We start from the raw sequence: 18570 nt of genomic DNA on the forward strand, positions 1-18570 counted from the left end.
TCGAGGCGTTGCCGACCTGGCCGGACGCCTCGCGCACCCCGAAGATGTTCTTCAGCACATCCTGCGTGCCTTGAGAGGCCTGCTGGACGCTGCGGGCGATTTCCTGGGTTGCCGCGCCTTGTTCTTCCATGGCGGCGGCGATGGTGCTGGTGATTTCGTTCATTTGATCGATGGTCGTTCCGATTTCTAGGATCGCATCGGCGGTCGAGCCGGTGGCGTTCTGGATCGCGTCGATCTGTTTGGTGATGTCCTCGGTGGCTCTCGCGGTCTGCCCCGCCAGCGCCTTGACCTCGTTTGCGACCACCGCAAAGCCCCGGCCGGCTTCGCCGGCGCGCGCCGATTCGATGGTGGCGTTCAGCGCCAGGAGATTGGTCTGTCCGGCGATGGTCTGGATCAGCGCCAGCACTTCGCCGATCTTCTGCGTCGCCTGCACCAGCTGATCGACCATCGATTCGGTGCGGCTGGCCTGTTCCACGGCGCTGCGGGCGATCGACGAGGATTGCGCCACCTGCCGCCCGATCTCCCTGATCGAGGATGAGAGTTCCTCCGCCGAGGCCGCCACCGTCTGAACGTTCTCGGCGGTCTGTTCGGCGGCTGCCGCAACCCGCGCGCTCTGCTGTGTCGTGGCGTCGGCAACACCGGACATCGACGAGGCGGAGCCCTGCAGCGCGCCGGCCGCATCGGCTGTTCCGCGAATGACGCCGCCGATGTTGCGCTCGAACTCGTCGGCGATCCGCCCAAGCACCGCGCGGCGCTCGGCGGCGGCGCGTGCCTTGCCTTCCTCCTGTTCCGCACGAAGCCGGCCGGCTTCGGCCAGATGATCGCGGAAGAAACGGAGGCTTCTGGCGATGCGGCCGATCTCGTTCTTGCGGTCGGTGAACGGCACGTCGAAGGCGAGATTGCCCTTGGTCAATTCGTCCATGGTATCGCAGGTCCTCGCGAGCGGGACGACGAGGCCGCGCCCCAGCCAGAAAGCGGCAACGCCTGCAATAGCGAGACCCAGCAGGCCGCCGATCGCCGACCACATCGCCCGATGGAAAATGACGGCGTCGATGTCGTCGATGTAAGCGCCGGCCTGGATGGCCAGCAGCTTGTCGCCAGAGCCATAGGAGCCGACATAGGCAATCTTCTGCAGATCGGCGCCTCCCGCCGCGCGGGGCGCGAAATATTCGAGGAAGCCGCCGCCGCTACGCGCGGTATTGACGATGGTCTGGATCACGAACTCGCCGTGGCCGTCCTTGTACTGCCAGCGATTGACGTTGACGTATTTCGGATTGGCATGGACATAGGTGACACCGGCGTCGGTGCTGCCGCCGCCATAGACGCCGATATAGTCGTTATATTCGCCCCAGCGGATGGCGCCGATCGCCGCGAACGCCATGTGGCGGGCCTGATCGGGCGTGATCCTGCCGGCCTTCGCCTCAGCGTCATAATGCGAAAGAATCTTCGTGGCGGCATCGACGAGGTCGTGCACCGTGGTTCGCCGCTCCTCGAGGACGGTGTTGCGCAACACCATGATCTGCATTGCGGAGACGACAAAGAACGCGAACGACAACACCGCGATGATCATCGCGAGGCGCTGGTACACGGTGAGATGCCGCATCGATCGAACCCCCAATTGAGGGTTCGAGGTCTAGCAACCCGGCATTAAGCTTTGGTTATCCCTTGGAGGCGGCATGGCCTGCGGATTTTGTCCGGCAGCGGCCATCGGCGCGGGTCTCGTCCCCCGTCAATGCCCGCGCGCAGGGGCATTCAAATCGATGGTCTTCAAGGTCAGCGCGATCGGCACCATGATGGCGCCGATAATCGCCAGCGTCCAGAACACGTCGATATAGGCGAGCAGGTCGACCTGGTGCTGCAGTGTCTGTCCGACCCAGGCGACCGCCTGGGAGGCCGCGTCCGATGCGTTGGAGCCGTGCGCGCGGAAGAACCGCGTCATTTTCTCGATGGTCTGCTGATAGCCGATATCGGATGGCGAGATGTTTTCGACCAGCCGGCTTTGATGAAATTGCTGCCGCTGGGCCAGCACCGTCTGCGCCAGGGCCACGCCCATCGAGCCGCCAAGGTTGCGCGCGACATTGATCAGGGCCGAAGCCTGGTTCGTCTTGTCCGGCGGGATTCCCTCGTAGGAGGCGGTGGTGATGGGAAGGAAAAGCAGCGGCAGCCCGACGGCGAGATAGATGCGCGACATGGCCGCGTAGCCATAGGTGATGTCGCCGGTGATCCCGGTGAGATGCCACATCGACAGGCCTGCGATCGCCGCGCCTGCGGCAATCAGATATCGCGGTTGCACCGATCCGATCAGTTTGCCGGTGATCGGCATCATCGCCATGGTGACAAGGCCGCCCGGAGACAGAACGAGGCCGGCCAGGAAGGCGGTATAGTTCAATTCGGTCTGCAACAGCTGCGGCAGGATCTGCGTCGTCGCGATCACGATCGCGCCGGTGCCGAGCATCGCGAGGAAGCACGCGCCGAACTGCCGCTGGCCGAGCAGGCGGACATCGACGATCGGATCGTCACGCAACAGCTCCCAGATCACGAGCGCGATCAGGCAAGACGCCGCGGCGATTGCAAAGCCCAGGATCATGGTCGATCCGAACCAGTCGTTGCGCTGGCCCTCGTCGAGCACGAATTCCAGCGAGCCCAGTCCGATCGCGACCAGCGCAAAGCCGACGAAATCGAAGCGCAGACCGTTCTCGATCAGCCTGCGCCGCTCGTCTTCGGCGCCGGACGGTTCGTTGACCAGCGTTCCCACCAGGAACAGCGAGAGCAGCCCCATCGGCACATTGATCAGGAAAACCCAGTGCCACGAGTAAGTGTCGGCGATCCAGCCGCCAAGGGTCGGACCGACCACAGGCGCCACCACGACGGCGACGCCGTAGATGGCGAACGCCTGGCCGCGCTTTGCCGGTGGGAAGGAGTCGGCGAGGATCGCCTGCTCGCTGGTGGCCATGCCGCCGCCGCCCAGCCCTTGCAGGATCCGAAACAGCACCAGCGCCTGCAGATTCCAGGCGATGCCGCACAGCAAGGATGCAACCGCAAAGGTCGCCACGCAGATCATGTAGAAGCGCTTGCGGCCGATGACGGTGGACAGCCAACCCGAGATCGACAGCACGATCGCGTTGGCGACGAGATAGCTGGTGATGACGTAGGTGCTCTCGTCGAGACCGACCGCAAGTCCGCCCGCGATGTAGCGCAGCGCGACATTGGCGATCGTCGTGTCGAGCACCTCCATGAAGGTCGCAATCGAAACGACGAACGCGATGAGATAGGGGTTATGACCGCCGGCCGCCGAACGTTCCGGCGACCAGCCGCCGGCGCCCGCCTGCGCGGCGTCGGTCATCGCACCTTGGTCCAGGGCTCGACCGACATGCCGGGCCCGATGGGCAGGTCCGCGGGCCAGTGGTCGACCACGATCTTCACCGGAACGCGTTGCACCACCTTGACATAGTTGCCGGTGGCGTTTTCAGCCGGCAACAGGCTGAACGCCGTGCCTGAGCCGGGTTGCACCGAGGCAACGTGGCCCGTGAGCTTGCGATTGGGATAGGCGTCGATGGTGAATTCCACCTTCTGCCCGGGCCGCATGTCGGCAAGCTGCGTCTCCTTGTAGTTCGCAACGACCCAGATGTCGTCGGGGACGAACATCATCAGGCTCTGCCCGGCAGCGGCCAGCGTGCCGACCGCGCCGGTCAGTTCGACCACGCGGCCGGGCTGGGCGGCGGTGACGTTGGTGTATTGCAGATTGAGTTCGGCCTGGGCCTGCTGCGCCCTCGCCTGCTGCAACGAGGCGTGCGCGCTTTCCAGCTGGGCCTCAAGCGTCTTGATGCCGAGCTGGGCCGCGATCAGCGCCGCTTTCGCGCGCGCGTCGTTGGCCTGCTGCGCGTTCAGGTCGGAGTGCGTCTGTTGCTCGCGCTGAACGGTGCCCGCGCCCTTTTCGAGCAGATCCTTGGCCCGCGCCTCTTCCTGCTGGGCGAACTTCAGCTGCGCGTCGGCCTGCTCGAGCTGCGCCTGCGCCTGCTTGATCTGCTCGTGCTGGCTGTCGATCTGTGCCTGGATGTTGTCGATGTTGGCCTGCGCCGCAGCGACCTGCGCCCTGGCCTGATCGAGCGCGATTTTGTAGTCGCGGTCGTCGATCTTGGCGAGGAGGGCGCCGGCATTGACATGCTGATTGTCGGTGACCGGCACCTCGGTGACGTAACCGGAAACCTTCGGCGAAATCGAAAAGCTCCGCGCGGCGACGAAGGCGTCGTCGGTCCATTCGTAGTCGCGGACGTCGAGCCAATACAGCAAGGCGGCGATCGCGGCGACGATGAGCACGCCTGCGCCAACAAGCGACAGTATCCAGTGCTCGCGCAGGCGATCGCGCAACGAGGATTTTGGCTTGCGCTCCTGCCCGCCACCTTGCTCGCCCGTTTGATGATGCTCCGGCGGCTGTTGCGACCGCCTGGCCGGCGGCTGCGGTTTGTTTTCGTCACGGCCGCGCTGTGTGGTCTGAGCGTCCACCAGGATGAACCTTTCGGCAAAATCAACCGCTGGTGCTACGCACAAGGCGAGGCTTGGTTCCTGAGAATTGAAGAGCTTCATCAGCCTTTAGCGAGCCGAAATGCCTCGGCGGACGCCGTTGCAAAACTGCTGCGTGCTGAATGCAGGGCCGCTGCTTTTGCCGGTGTTACGTCATGCCTCAGGCTTGCGGAGATCGAGCGGTGCTCTCTCTATTTTATTGTGGTCGACGACGGAGCCTTCGAAGCAGGTCCGAAGAAATCTCAGGACAAAGATCTTCAGTGAAAAAAAGAGCGCGATGGCGAGGGACACCATCGCGCTGAGAGGGGTAGTCGGGAGGGGTAGTTCGCGTTCCGGATTTTGATTACTGGGCCGGGACGTGATGCTTGCGGACGCGGTCGTAGGCCGAGCGAACCTTGGCCTGCTGCGCATCGGTCAGCCTGGCGCCGTCATTGAAAGTCTGCGGCGGATCCAGCCGACGCAGGGCGTCAGGAACGCCTTGCGCCGCCGCGGGGGTGACCGGCGCTGCGGAAACCAGCGCGATAAAGGCGGCGGCCCCGAAAACGAGGCTCAGGGCTCGGGTGTTCTGAAAGGATTTCGACATGGTGCATCTCTCTCGGTTAAAGCGTCATCCGGGCGAGCTTCAGTACCAAGATACTCTTTCCTGCCATCCAAGGTGACTGGTCAGCTTGGGTTTAAGGCGAAGTGATACTGAAGTCAGGCTCAGATACGCAGTGCATTCAATATGACCGGTCAGCTTAAAATGTCAACCGAGCTCAAGATCACGTTCACTTTAACAGCGCCTTGAAGGCGATGTTGAAGAAGTCGTCGATCGGCTCGCGGGCCTGGGTGATCTTCAGACGTATCGTTGCGCCTTCCCAGGCATTGACGAGGAAGCGCGCCATCTCGCCGGCATCGTGACGGGGATCGACCTCGCCCACCGCTTGCGCTTCGCGCAAGCAGCTTTCGACGGCACCGCACCAGGTCTCGAAGATCGAGCGCAACTCCTCGCGCATCCTCGGATAATCCGTGCTCATCTCGGCGGCGAACAGTCCCAGCATGCATCCGCGCGTGAAACCCAGCGTGATAAGCCGCTCGGACAAGTAGCCGAAGTGATTCTTCAGGCGGGTCAGCGGGGATACGCTTTCGTCGAACAGCATGTCCGAGCGCGCATTCTCGTCGAGATAGCGCCGCAACGCGTCGATCGCGAGGTCTTCCTTGTTCTCGAAATGATTGAAGAACGAGCCCTTCGGAACGCCGGCGGCGTCGGTAATGTCCTGGATCGAGCAGCCCTTGAAGCCGTGGGTGTGCAGCGTATCCACCGCGCTGCTGGCGAGCTTTTCGCGCAGGCTGGGTCTGGCCATCTAAGCCTCCCGATGGATGTTCTCTGGTTCGCGAAGGATGAGAAATTCTTCCTCCGTACATGACAGATATGCGACTAAACGGCCTGCTTCAACGCTAATCATGCCAAATCTGACCAGTCAGATTGTAATCTGGCAGATAACTACCATGATACCGTATATAGGGGCTTAATTTCGTGGCACGGAACCGCCGCGATGCTCAGACCATCGCAGGCAGCAACGATAACCCTGTCATTGCTGCCCGCATGCTGTCCTTGAACTCACCGCGCCTGATATTCGCCGGAAATATCCTTGCCGGTGTAGTCCGTCATCAGTGCGGTCGCGATCAGCGTGATGACGGCGCAGGCTGCGATGTAGATCGCAATGGCGGTCGCCGAATGATAGGTGGCATACAGCCAGGTGGCGATCAGCGGCGCCGGTCCGCCGGCGATGACCGAGGCAAGCTGATAGCCGAGCGAGGAGCCGCTATAGCGCAGCCGGCCGGTGAAGCTTTCCGCGATCAAGGCGGCTTGCGGCCCGTACAACATGTCATGCGGAATCAGTGAAAGGATGATCGCGAGAAAGATGATCGGCTCCGATCCGGTCTTCAGCATGGCGAAATAAATGAAGCCGAAGATTCCCGTCACCAGTGCGCCGATCATGTACATGTTCTTGCGGCCGATGCGGTCGGAGACATGACCGAACACCGGAATGGAGACGAACGACACCACGGACGCCGCCAGCACGGCACTGAGCAGGAAGTCGCGCGAGACGTGCAACGTGCCGATGCCGTAAGAAAAGACGAACGCGGTGAAGATGTAGAACGGCGCCTGTTCGGCCATCCGCGCAAAGGCTGAAAGCAGGATCTCCTTCGGATGTTCCTTGATCACCGCTAGCATCGGGGCGCGCTCGACCTTGCGCTCGGCGATCAGCCTGGCAAAGATCGGCGTCTCAAGAATGCCGAGGCGGATGTAGAGGCCGAGCCCGACGAGAACGATGCTCAGCGCGAAGGGAATGCGCCAGCCCCAGGCGAGGAATTGCTCGCCGGACATGCCGCTGAAGGCGAGCACGGCGAGGTTGGCGAGGAACAATCCGCAGGGTACGCCGAATTGCGGCCACGACGCCACCAGGCCGCGCGAGTGATTGGTGCGGGCCCATTCCATCGACATCAGAACCGAGCCGCCCCATTCGCCGCCGACGCCGACACCCTGGATGAACCGCAGCACGGTCAGCAGCACCGCGCCCCAGACGCCGACGCTGGCGTAGGTCGGCACCAGCGCAACCGCGAATGTCGCAAGCCCCATCAACAACAGCGTTGCGATCAGCGTTGATTTGCGGCCGATGCGGTCGCCGTAATGACCGAAGATCGCCGCCCCCACCGGGCGCGCGACAAAGCCGACGGCATAGATGGCGAAGGCCTCAAGCGTGCCGACCCAGGGATCGGAGTGCGGAAAAAACAGCTTGGCAAAGACGAGACCGGTCACCGTGCTGTAGAGGAAGAAGTCGTACCACTCGATCGCGGTGCCGATAGTTGATGCGATCACCGCGCGTCTGAGCTGGGTTCGATGTTCGTCGGGGCTGAGGGTGGGACCAAGGGGAATAACGTTGGCTTCGAGCGCTGACATGGCAATCCCTCCGCTGGCGTCCGATTCTAGCTTTCGCACTCCGTCGAAGCGGACACTTTTGCGAACGCTGGAATCAAAGGACCACCAGGAACATCAGGTTTCGAGTGGAGTTCAGGATTTGACGATCGCTCGGCGAGCCACGCGGCTATTTGGGCGGGAATGTCAAATCCACTCCACTCGCCCCGCGGCGGCTCCGCACGCACAGGATCGGAAAAAATTCGCCAACGGGCGTTCCGAGGAAACGGCCGCGCGGTGATGAAGGTTCCGTCGCGATCATCGTTCGCGGCCTAAACTTTGGGAGGACGGCGGTCGATTCCATCCGTCGGGCAGCGCGTTCAGGCGCGGGATTTTTCGGGACTGCCGAGCATTTTCTTGAAGAATGCGGCGCTATCGTTAACAGCGTCACGCCCTTTCCAGCCCAGATAGGTCAGCCGGCCGGACAAGGAATTGTAGCTGCGCAGGCGCCGCGATCCAAGGACGTGACCGACATTATCCGGAAACCGCTTGATCTCGCTTTCCACGAGTTCGGTGATCGAAGCCATCAGCGCATCCAGTCTCCGCCCCCAGTCGGATTCCGCAAGCTGGTCGATCCGGACCCTCAGCGCATATTCGGTATCGTAGATGTCGACCAGGATTTCCTTGGCGACCAGGATTCGCTCATGCTTGAGCGCGATGCGCAGCATGGTGCGCCTGTCTTCCATCCTGTCCAGCACCATGGATACGGCGGCCGCACAGGGCGTGGCGGCGACGTCGGCCGCGTTCTTGCTGGCCGCAGCCTTGGTAGCGAGACGGATCAGCTGCCATGGAGTCTTCAGGCGTCGCAAGACCAGCATCAGCGCGAACGGAAGCTGTTCCGAATGGGTCTTTGCGAAAGCCGCCAGCAGCGGTGAAATCTTGGCGAGTTCGGCGTTCTCGAAGCGGGCGAGCTTGGCCGGCAAAGCCTCGTTCAACTTGGCGAGTTCTTCACGCGCGCGAAGCGCGCTCAGCATCTTGGTCAGGTCGTCGAAAGCCGCCGGCGAGGCAGTGTAGGTTGCGAGCCTCGCTCGAATCTGGTCGGCGCTCTCCGGCGAGCCGAGCACGCCTTCCATGCTCTTGAGGACCTTGATCTGGAATGTCGCCGCCGCCTGGCGGGCCTCCCGCTGTTTATCCACTGCGATCAGGTCGTTGAGGCTCTTGATGTAGTCGCGCGCCATCGTCGGCAGGAGATCGCGGCTGATCCATTCCCAGATCGCCGACAATGAACCGCGCTGAATTCCGCCCGTCGTGGCGTGCTGGGGCGCGCCGTCGACCAGCAACGGCTCCAGCGGCGCGAAGAAATAGCGGGCCGCCGGGCTGTTGCGCTTCTGGCTCTGGCCGCTACCGCGAAACTCGGCGCGCAACGCCTCCATGACTTCGCCCGCCCCCGGGATTTCATTTCCCGAAAGCTCCAACCGCTCCAGTTCGTCCAGCAGATTGCTGCGCGTCGGCGGCGTCAATCGCTGCAAGAATTCTTTGAGGCGAGTCTGAATCATTGCAAATTGTTTCGAATAGGGAGGAAACCTTTGCAGTCCATTGGCGGCATAAGGGGGCATCAAATCAGGGCGCCGTAAATTAAGTCGTAAAAAAAGCCGTAAGAGGTTGCGCTTTCCCGCAAAAGTACCGGTTCGCGTGCCGCCCGACCGTTGAAGACTCTGCGCCCGCACCAAATCACGCCAAGTGCGGCGATTTCTTCGGCCTTTTGGCGCGGGTGATTAGCCGAAATTTAACCCTGACAGCCGGGCGCATGTCCTGCCGTGAACTTCACCATTGCAGGGTTCTCCACCCGTATTTGCCCGGGCGACAAAATTAACGGGGCATTCGGCCTCAGCCCTCTAACGGTTGCAAAAGCGGAACCCGTTACTTCGGTCTCGACTCCCGGCGCTTGGGCCTTCGCTCTCAATCGCGCCTTCTGCACCGATATCCGGCTGAAACGATGTCTGAAGAAAAGAAAGTCCTGGATCGCGTCACGTTCGGCCGCGGCTTTGACGTTTGCATCATGGGGATCGACGGAACCTGGCGCCGCAGTTGCCTGCTCCAGGCCATCTCGGATAACGACGCCGTGCTGACCGTGGAGGGCTCCATCCAGGGCCTCAATCTCAAGGAGTTCTTTCTGTTGCTGTCGTCGACGGGTCTCGCCTATCGCCGCTGCGAACTCGTTCGGGTCAACGGAACCGAGATGGATATCCAGTTCCTCAAGACCAAGGGCCGGAAGAAGAAGTCCAACAGCCATTCGAATTAGCGCGCTGGCACCGCAGCCAGTGTCGATTGCGACCGCAGGAACAAGAGCCCGCGATCAGGCAACTGCGTTGCCGAAAACCTTTGGTGTTCGCGTTAGCCCAAACCAGGTTGCTACTTGTGCGTTAAGCATTCGTCCCGTAGAAATACGGGGAAAGCGATTTACGGACTGCTTTGCAGATCGGCGTCGTTTTTTGCAGTTCAAGGGACGATGTCACATGAACGAAAAGCCCGCCTCCCGCGGTGAGATATTCGTCGTCGATGATGATCCTGCCGTCCGCGAAACCCTGTCGATCGTCCTTTCCGCCGGAGGCTACCAAGTCATCTGCTTTGCAGATGGCGCTGCGCTGCTGTCGGTCGCACGAAACCGCACCCCCGCCGCCATTCTGCTCGATGTGCATATTCCCGGCAGGTCCGGGCTCGATATCCTGAAGGAACTGCACGGCGAGGACTACCCGGCGCCGATCTTCATCATCTCGGGGCAGGGCGACATCGCGATGGCGGTGAGCGCGATCAAGAACGGTGCGCTGGATTTCATCGAGAAGCCGTTCCGCGGCAGCGAAATCGTGATGCGGCTGAACGAGGCGATCGAGGCCTATGCGCGCCGTCAGGCCGATCGCTCCGCCTCCGATATCGGATCGCTGCATTTCCCCGGCCGCGAGCCGCTGACCAGGCGCGAGCGGGAGGTGCTGGAGCAATTCACCTCCGGCGCCTCCAACAAGGAGGCCGGGCGGCATTTGGGAATTAGCCCCCGAACGATCGAAGACCACCGCGCGAACATCATGAAAAAGCTGGGCGCCCGCAATGCCGCAGACCTTGTCCGGATCGTGATGACCGCCTCGCGCGCTCCCTGACCCGTCGGCGCCGAGGTCTCCTGCAAAAATACCGGTCCGCTCGCGGCGGCTCTTGCTCGTCATGGATCGCCTGTGACATGACACAATCGAGGGTCACGAGGTGTCACATGGCTGAAAACAGGAAAAATCCCGATACGCTGCGCAGCGCGCGCTGGTTTGCGCCTGACGATTTGCGTTCTTTTGGCCACCGCTCGCGCGCCATGCAGATGGGCTATGCGCCCGAGGAATGGAATGGCCGCCCGGTCATCGCGATCCTCAACACCTGGTCCGACGCCCAGCCCTGTCACATGCATTTCAAGAGCCGCGTCGACGACGTCAAGCGCGGCGTCCTGATGGCCGGCGGCTTTCCGATGGAACTGCCCGCCTTGTCGCTGTCGGAATCCTTCCTGAAGCCGACTACCATGCTCTATCGCAATCTCCTGGCGATGGATGCCGAGGAATTGCTGCGCGGTCATCCGGTCGATGGCGTGGTGCTGATGGGGGGCTGCGACAAGACCACGCCGGCGCTCCTGCTCGGCGCGACCAGCATGAACATCCCGGCGATCTATCTGCCGGCCGGGCCGATGCTGCGCGGCAACTGGAAAGGCAAGACGCTGGGTTCGGGATCGGATGCCTGGAAATACTGGGATGAGCGGCGCGCCGGAAAGATTTCCGAGAAGGACTGGGTCGATGTCGAGGCGGGCATCGCCCGCAGTTACGGCACCTGCATGACCATGGGCACCGCCTCCACCATGACGGCGATTGCCGAGTCGATCGGCATGACGCTGCCCGGCGCCTCGTCGATACCGGCGGCCGATGCCGGGCACATCCGCATGGCGTCGGAATGCGGACGGCGGATCGTCGAGATGGTCTGGGAAGACCTGACCCCGCGGAAGATCCAGACGCGAAGTGCATTCGAGAACGCGATCACTGTGGCGATGGCGATGGGCTGCTCCACCAACGCGATCATCCATCTTATCGCGCAGGCACGCCGCGCCGGACAGGATATCGGTCTCGATGATTTCGAGACGGCAAGCCGCAAGGTGCCCGTCATCGCCAATGTGCGGCCCTCCGGTGACAAGTACCTGATGGAAGATTTTTATTACGCCGGCGGGTTGCCCGGCCTGATGAGTCGGATCAAGCCGCACCTGCATCTCGATGCACTCACCGTCACCGGCAGGACACTGGGTGAGAACATCGCGCGCGCCGAAGTGTATAATGACGACGTCATCCGCACGGTCGACGATCCGATCTACGCCGAAGGCGCACTCGCCGTGTTGAGGGGCAATCTCGCCCCCGACGGCTGCGTCATCAAGCCGTCGGCCTGCGATCCGCGCTTTCTCAAGCATACCGGCACGGCTCTCGTGTTCGACGACTATCCGTCGATGAAGAAGGCGGTCGACGATCCCGATCTCGATGTCACGGCGGACCATGTGCTGATCCTCCGCAATGCCGGCCCGCAGGGCGGCCCTGGCATGCCGGAGTGGGGCATGCTGCCGATCCCGACCAAGCTCGTGAAACAGGGGGTGCGCGACATGGTGCGGCTGTCGGATGCGCGCATGAGCGGCACCAGCTACGGCGCCTGCATCCTGCACGTCTCGCCGGAGTCTTATATCGGTGGACCGCTGGCGCTGGTGAAGTCGGGCGACAAGATCACGCTCGACGTCGCCGCGCGCACCATCAATCTTGATGTGTCGGAAGCGGAGTTGAACAGGCGCCGCGCCGCCTGGAAGCAGCCGGAGACGCGCTTCGAGCGCGGCTATGGCTGGATGTTCACGAAACACATCAGGCAGGCCAACGAAGGCTGCGATTTCGATTTCCTTGAAACCACGTTCGGAAAGCCGGTCGGCGAGCCCTCGATCTTCTAGCTGAAGCTGTCATTCCAGGCCTGCGCCTTCGGCACATCCCGGAATGACGACGGACAGGGATGAACCAATGTCAAAGCTCTCCGAACCTACCCGCAACAAGCTGAAGACTGTTTCCACCGCGACGGTGGCGACCGCGCTGTTCAAGCGCGGTTTTCGCATCCAGATGATTCAGGATGTGCATCCCTTGAGCGCTGAACAGCCGGTGCTGGTCGGGGAGGCCTTCACGCTGCGCTACATGCCGGCGCGCGAGGACCTCAACAAGATCGAGGTGTTTCGCGATCGCAGCCATCCGCAACGCAAGGCGGTCGAGGACTGTCCAGCGGGCTGCGTGCTGGTGATGGACAGCCGCAAGGATGCGCGCGCGGCCTCGGCCGGCGCCATTCTGGTGACGCGGCTGATGAAGCGCGGCGTCGCCGGCGTGGTCACCGACGGCGGCTTCCGCGATTCCGCCGAAATCGCCAAGCTCGGTTTCCCGGCCTACCATCACCGCCCGAGCGCGCCGACCAATCTGACGCTGCATCAGGCAATCGAGATCAACGTGCCGATCGGTTGCGGCGACGCGCCGGTGTTTCCGGGCGACATCATTCTCGGCGACAGCGACGGTGTCATCGTGATTCCCGCGCATCTTGCCGACGAAATCGCCAACGAGGCGGTCGAGATGACCGCGTTCGAGGATTTCGTCACCGAGCAGGTGCAGAAGGGCAGAACCATCTTCGGGCTCTATCCCGCAACCGATGAGCAGACGCTGGTCGATTTCGCCACGTGGCGAAAGGAGAAGGGACGGTAGCTTTCTTCACCACGCCCGGCTTACGGAGGGAGGCCGCATCGTATCAATGATGCGATGCGGGTGAGGAGGAGGCTTCACCGCCCTCGTTTGCTTCGGTAGTAGCCTGCTGAATCAAGCTCCTCATCCCAATCCTGCCCCCGCAAGCGGGAAGAGTGAAGCGGCGCAAGCGGCCCAGCACCAAAACCCTACGCCTCCTCCTTCTCGGCCAGTCCCACCGCCCACAGCGCGAACGCATAGCCGATCGCGACCTCGTCGAGCCGATTGAAGCGCCCCGAGGCGCCGCCATGGCCTGCGCCCATGTTGGTGCGCAGGAAGACAGGACCGCCGCCGGTCATGGTCGCGCGCAACTTTGCGACCCATTTTGCCGGCTCCCAGTAGGTGACGCGGGGATCGGTGAGGCCACCCATTGCCAGGATGGCGGGGTATTCCTTCGCCGCGACATTGTCGTAAGGCGAATAGGAGAGGATGGTCTTGAAATCGGCTTCGCTCTCGGCCGGGTTACCCCATTCCGGCCATTCCGGCGGCGTTAGCGGCAGCGAGAGGTCCAGCATGGTGTTGAGCACATCGACAAAGGGCACTTCGGCGATGATGCCCGCGAACAGCTCGCCGGCGCGATTGGCCACGGCGCCCATCAGCATGCCGCCGGCCGAGCCGCCATGCGCAACGATGCGTTTGGCGGACGTATATCGCTCCGCGATCAGCGCGCGGGCGCAGGCGATAAAGTCGTCAAAACTGTTGGTCTTCTTGGCGCGCTTGCCGTCCAGATACCAGCCCCAGCCCTTGTCGGCACCGCCCCGGATATGGGCAATGGCATAGACAAAGCCGCGGTCGACCAGCGATAGCCGGTTGGCGGAAAACGACGCCGGCATCGCCATGCCGTACGAACCATAACCGTAGAGCAGCAGCGGTGCCGTGCCGTCACGCTTCAGGTCGCGGCGGTGCAGGATCGACACCGGCACTTCGGCGCCGTCGTAAGATTTCGCCATGATGCGCGTGGTGACATAGTCGGCCGGGTTGTGACCGGACGGGATTTCCTGACGCTTCCGCAAGATGCGCGTCCGCTTCGCCATATCGTAGTCGTAGACTTCCGACGGCGTTGTCATCGACGAATAGGAGAATCGCAGGTTCGTCGTCTCGAACTCGTAACCTCCCATGGTGTCGAGCGAGTAGGCGGCTTCATCAAAGGCGATAGCGTGCTCCTCGCCGCCTTCGAGATCGCGGATGACGATCGCGGGCAGCGCATTGGCGCGCTCCAGTCGTACCATGTGGCCCGAATAAAGCTCCACATCGAGAACAAAGATGCCTTCGCGATAGGGGATCAGGTCGCGCCAGCTAGTCCGCTCCGGCGCGTGTAACGGCGCAGTGACGATCTTGAAATCAATGGCGCCGTCGGCGTTGGTGAGAATGAACAGCTGATCGCCGCGATCGTTGACCGAATACTGCACGCCTTCCTCACGCACGGCCACCAGCCGCGGCGTTGCATTCGGGTCGGCGAGGTCGATCAGGCGCTGTTCGGAAGTTTCGTGGTCACCGCCCGCGATCACGCAATAGCGGCCGGTCGAGCTTTCGTGGATATGCGTGAACCAGCCGGCGTCCGCTTCCTCGTAGACCAGGACATCGTCGGATTGCCTGGTGCCGAGGCGATGACGCCAGACCTGGAGCGGCCGGTGGTTGTCATCGAGCTTCACATAAAAGAACGCGCTTGCATCGCTACTCCACACCACGGCGCCGTCGGTCTCATCGACGACATCGTCGAGGTCCTTCCGGGTTGCCCACTCGCGGACCCGGATCGAGAAATATTCGGAGCCCTTGGTGTCCGCGCTCCAGGCCTGAAACCGGTGATCGGGCGAATGCCGCGAGCCGCCGAATTTGAAGTATTCATGTTCCGCGGCGAGTTGGTCGCCGTCCAGAATAATGTCGGCCTCGCCGCCTTCGCGCGGAGTGCGTCCGAACAGCTGATGCTGTCCGCCCTCACGGAACTTGCTCAGGTAAGCATAGAGCCCGTCAGGGGAGGGGACGCTGGAATCGTCCTCCTTGATGCGGGCGCGCATTTCCTTGACCAGCCGCTTCTGCAGCGCGGCTGTACGGCCCAGAACGCTCTCGGTATAGGCGTTCTCGGCCTCGAGATAGTTGCGGATATCGGCTTTGAGAACGGACGGGTCGCGCAGCACCTCCTGCCAGTTCTCATCCTTGAGCCACGCATAATCGTCGGCGATCGTGATGCCGTGGGTCGTGAAGGAATGCGGGCGGCGCTGCGCGATCGGCGGCGTCAACGGGCTCTTCTGGTCCATCGTCTGTTCTCACTTCAAAATGCGACCCGGGTGGCTTCTAATATCGGGATGCCGGCTCAGGATTGCCAGAGACCGGGTTTCACCGCCGGATTCCGCCACGCCGGCCCGGCCTCGATGAGTTCGTCGGGCAGGTCGCAGCTAAATCAATTCCGCAGGCGGGCGCCGGCATTGCCGCCCAGCATCGGAATCCGGTTGACGGCCAGTACCACCGCAAAGGTGATGAGCAGCATGGCGATGCCGAGCACGGAAATGGCGGCAAGGTCGCCGCTTTCGTTGAGGTCGTAGATCAGGACGCTGATCACCTTGGTCTGCGAGGTGAAAAGCACGATTGCCGCCGACAGTTCACGCATTACGCCGATGAAGATGAAGCACCATGTGGCAATCACGCCGGTGCGCAAGAGCGGCGCGGTGATCTGGCGCAACGATTGCAGACGGCTCGCGCCAAGAATGCGGCTTGCTTCCTCAAGCTCGGGATGAACGGTGGCGAACGCGGCCTGCAATTGCTGATAGGCGGACGGCAGGTTGATGGTCAGAAATGCGATCAGAAGGATCCAGAGCGTGCCGTAAAGCACGAAGGGCGGCCGCGTATAGCTCAGGAACAAGCCAACGCCGAGCACGATCCCGGGAACAGCGACCGGCGCGGTGGCGAGAAAGCCGAGCACGCGATGGCCTGCGATCACCTTGCGCGTGGTGACATAGGCGATGACCAGCGCGAGCAGGGTGCCGAGCGTTGCCGTCGACGTGCCGAGGATCACCGTGTTCTTCAGCGCGAGCTGGGTCGAGGATAGCTCCGTGAACACGAACACGATGTTGTGCAGCGTGAAGGTCGATGGCGTGACCAGCGTCGTGGCGTTGGCCGAGAACGCCGCATTGAACAGCGCGAAATACGGCAGGAACACCGGGTTGAGCAGCATCACAAGACAGAAGGCGATCGCCACCCAGCGCCACTTCTTCAGCTCGACCCGGCGCGGCGCGCCGTACTTTCCGCCGAGCACCGAGAAGCCCCGCCTCCCGAGCAGGAATTTTTGCCCCTGCAACAAGAGCACGGTCAACACCAGGAGCGGCACCGCGGCCGCGGCGGCGAGTTCGAGCTTGGGTGGATACTGGAACAGGCTCCAGATCTTGGTCGTCATGACGTGGAAGCCTGCCGGCAGCGCCAGGATCGCGGGCGAGCCGAACAGTGTCATGGCTTGCAGGAAGGCAATCAGCGCGCCGGCGATGATTGACGGCAGTGCCAAGGGGATCGTGATGCGCCGCGCGGTCGTCCAGGTCCGGCCGCCGAGGATCGCGGAGGCGTCCTCTAGCTCGCCGGGCATGTTGTCGAGCGCGTTGGCGACCAGCACGAACACGAAAGGGAAAGTGTAGCAGGAGATGACGAAGATGATGCCGGCAAGCGTGTAGATATCGAACAGATGTTCGTCCGATTGGGCACCCGTGACAAACCGAAACAGCTGATTGAGCAGTCCGCTGTTCGGCGCGGCCAACAGTTCCCAGGCGATGGCTCCTAGGAAGGGCGGCGTCACGAAAGAGGCGGTAACCAGCGCGCGGACGATTTGCCGGCCGGGCATGTCGGTGCGCGAGACCAGCCATCCCATGGGAGCCGCGATCAGGCAGCAGATGATCGCCGAGCTGGTCGCAATGATCGCGGTCGTCAGCAGCGGATCGAGAAAATCCGGATCGGTGAACAAGGTGACGAAGTTCTGCAACGTCAGGTGATCGGCCTTGTCGGTGACGCTGTAGATCAGGAGCCACGACATCGGCAGCGCGATCAGGATGATCAGGAACGCCGCAAACAGCCACAGCACCGGCTTGGTGAAGTCGAACTTGGCTTTCGGAGCCTCGAGGGTTTGCTGAAGGGCTGTCACTTCTGTACCGCCGCCTTTGGAGTGCCGTCGTTCCGGAGCGCGAGCGAGTCCCGAATGCATCTATCGATCCGTTCGGTGTGGGATCGAGACCATGCCTTACGGGGCGTCGCGAAAGGACGGCGCGGTTCAATGGACTTCATGCTTACACTCTAAATAAGCGCGCATAGCGCGTCTTGATTTCGTCCATCATCTTCTCGACGCCTGCCGCATCTTCCTTCATCAGCTTGATCTCGGAGATCCTGCGGCGTCCCGGTCTGGATATGACCTGGGGGTGCGCCGAATATTGCGCGGTCGTGTCGCTGAAGAATTGCTGGGTTTGCCGCGTGTGCAGCCATGCCTGGAACAGCCGCGCCGCGTTCGGGTGCGGAGCGCTCGCGAAGATGGCGGTAGGCCCCGAAATCGTCGGCGTGCCCTCAGCCGGATAGACCGGCTCGACAGGCTGCCCGGCTTCCTTCAGGAGCACGACATTGTAATCGTTGCCGTCGGCCATGATCGCACGCTCGCCAAGCGCCAGCTTTTTCGGCGGGTCGGTCGAGGATTGAACCTGCATGACGCGCTGCCTGGACAGCTTCTCCAGATAGCTCCAGCCGAGGTCGCGAACGATCTGGAAGGTCGCCGTCATGATGGTGCCGCTATAGGCAGGGTGTCCCTTGACCATCGTGCCGGCCCATTTCGGCTCGAGCAGGTCGGCGAAACTCGCCGGCGCCTCGGAAGCTTTGACGAGCCTGGTATTGTAGGCCATGGAGGACAACCAGATGCGCGAGGTCGCGGACATGCCGTCCGCGTCGCGGTAGTCGGCCGGAAAATATTTCGCGACGTCTTCAGGCACGAAGGGCGCCAGCCAGCCGCTGCGCTTCCACGAGATGATGTGCGACGCATCGGCCGTGGTGATTACGTCGGCGGCGTGGATATTGGATGAGAATTCCTGGCCGATCCGCTGGAACAGCCGCTCCGAGCCGGCGCGTTCGATCTGAACTTCGATGCCCGGATATTGCGTCTGGAAAGCGTTGCCGAGCTTCTCTCCGACCGGCAGGTCCATGGCGGAATAGAGCACGAGCTTGCCTTCGCGCTTCGCCGCCTCGATCAGTTGCGGCGTGATCGCAACCGGCTCCGGCGCCGACGCCTTCACAGGCGAAGCAAACAGCGCAAGCCCGAGCGCAGCCGTTCCCTTGATCGCTTCGCGCCGTGAAAGAGTTCGCCGGGACATT

14 protein-coding genes are annotated in these 18570 nt (G+C 62.4%); 4 read left to right on the plus strand and 10 right to left on the minus strand.

Features of this window, described 5'->3' with window-relative positions:
- From NEZ08_RS13850 to NEZ08_RS13880, 7 genes are all read right to left on the minus strand, one after another.
- On the minus strand, window positions 1–1603 hold a 1603-nt coding region (locus tag NEZ08_RS13850), incomplete at its 3' end, for a methyl-accepting chemotaxis protein (RefSeq protein WP_298107624.1).
- Between the two features lie 126 nt (window positions 1604–1729).
- Window positions 1730–3343 (minus strand): DHA2 family efflux MFS transporter permease subunit, encoded by a 1614-nt coding sequence (locus NEZ08_RS13855; RefSeq protein ID WP_298107627.1) that lies wholly within the window; start codon window positions 3341–3343, stop codon window positions 1730–1732.
- Window positions 3340–4503 carry an HlyD family secretion protein gene (locus NEZ08_RS13860; RefSeq protein ID WP_298107630.1) on the minus strand — a complete coding sequence of 388 codons (1164 nt, stop codon included), beginning with the start codon at window positions 4501–4503 and terminating at the stop codon, window positions 3340–3342. Before NEZ08_RS13860 ends, NEZ08_RS13855 begins: the two co-directional genes overlap by 4 nt.
- Window positions 4504–4864: 361 nt before the next feature.
- Complete coding sequence (locus tag NEZ08_RS13865) at window positions 4865–5104, minus strand: hypothetical protein (protein ID WP_298107633.1); 240 nt, start codon at window positions 5102–5104, stop codon at window positions 4865–4867.
- Window positions 5105–5288: 184 nt separating this feature from the next.
- Window positions 5289–5864, minus strand: a complete 576-nt coding sequence (locus NEZ08_RS13870; RefSeq protein ID WP_298107636.1) for a TetR/AcrR family transcriptional regulator — start codon at window positions 5862–5864, stop codon at window positions 5289–5291.
- Between the two features lie 257 nt (window positions 5865–6121).
- Window positions 6122–7465: an MFS transporter gene (locus tag NEZ08_RS13875; protein ID WP_298107639.1), complete on the minus strand. Its 1344-nt coding sequence runs from the start codon at window positions 7463–7465 to the stop codon at window positions 6122–6124.
- A gap of 335 nt (window positions 7466–7800) precedes the next feature.
- Window positions 7801–8976: a hypothetical protein gene (locus NEZ08_RS13880; protein ID WP_298107642.1), complete on the minus strand. Its 1176-nt coding sequence runs from the start codon at window positions 8974–8976 to the stop codon at window positions 7801–7803.
- A gap of 440 nt (window positions 8977–9416) precedes the next feature.
- Here NEZ08_RS13880 and NEZ08_RS13885 point away from each other — a divergent pair, with 440 nt between their 5' ends.
- The 4 genes from NEZ08_RS13885 to NEZ08_RS13900 all read left to right on the plus strand — a co-directional run bounded on the left by NEZ08_RS13885 (window position 9417) and on the right by NEZ08_RS13900 (window position 13206).
- Entirely contained in the window at window positions 9417–9722 is a 306-nt protein-coding gene (locus NEZ08_RS13885) for a PilZ domain-containing protein (protein WP_298107644.1), read from the plus strand.
- 214 nt (window positions 9723–9936) lie between these two features.
- On the plus strand, window positions 9937–10572 hold the full coding sequence (locus NEZ08_RS13890; RefSeq protein ID WP_298107647.1) for a response regulator: 636 nt from the start codon (window positions 9937–9939) through the stop codon (window positions 10570–10572).
- 107 nt (window positions 10573–10679) lie between these two features.
- Entirely contained in the window at window positions 10680–12419 is a 1740-nt protein-coding gene (araD, locus tag NEZ08_RS13895) for an L-arabinonate dehydratase (RefSeq protein WP_298107649.1), read from the plus strand.
- A 67-nt stretch (window positions 12420–12486) separates the two neighbouring features.
- On the plus strand, window positions 12487–13206 hold the full coding sequence (locus NEZ08_RS13900) for a ribonuclease activity regulator RraA (protein WP_298107651.1): 720 nt from the start codon (window positions 12487–12489) through the stop codon (window positions 13204–13206).
- Window positions 13207–13391: 185 nt separating this feature from the next.
- Here NEZ08_RS13900 and NEZ08_RS13905 read toward each other — a convergent pair whose 3' ends face one another.
- The 3 genes from NEZ08_RS13905 to NEZ08_RS13915 form a co-directional block, all read right to left on the minus strand.
- Window positions 13392–15497, minus strand: coding sequence for a S9 family peptidase (locus NEZ08_RS13905; RefSeq protein ID WP_298107653.1), 2106 nt, complete (start codon window positions 15495–15497; stop codon window positions 13392–13394).
- Between the two features lie 143 nt (window positions 15498–15640).
- The gene (locus NEZ08_RS13910; protein WP_298107655.1) at window positions 15641–17422 is read right to left on the minus strand and encodes an iron ABC transporter permease; all 1782 of its coding nucleotides are present in this window, start codon (window positions 17420–17422) and stop codon (window positions 15641–15643) included.
- An 82-nt stretch (window positions 17423–17504) separates the two neighbouring features.
- Window positions 17505–18569 (minus strand): extracellular solute-binding protein, encoded by a 1065-nt coding sequence (locus NEZ08_RS13915; RefSeq protein WP_298107657.1) that lies wholly within the window; start codon window positions 18567–18569, stop codon window positions 17505–17507.
- Window position 18570: the final 1 nt, after the last annotated feature.

The organism is Bradyrhizobium sp., from assembly GCF_027451485.1.
Taxonomy (GTDB): Bacteria; Pseudomonadota; Alphaproteobacteria; order Rhizobiales; family Xanthobacteraceae; genus Bradyrhizobium.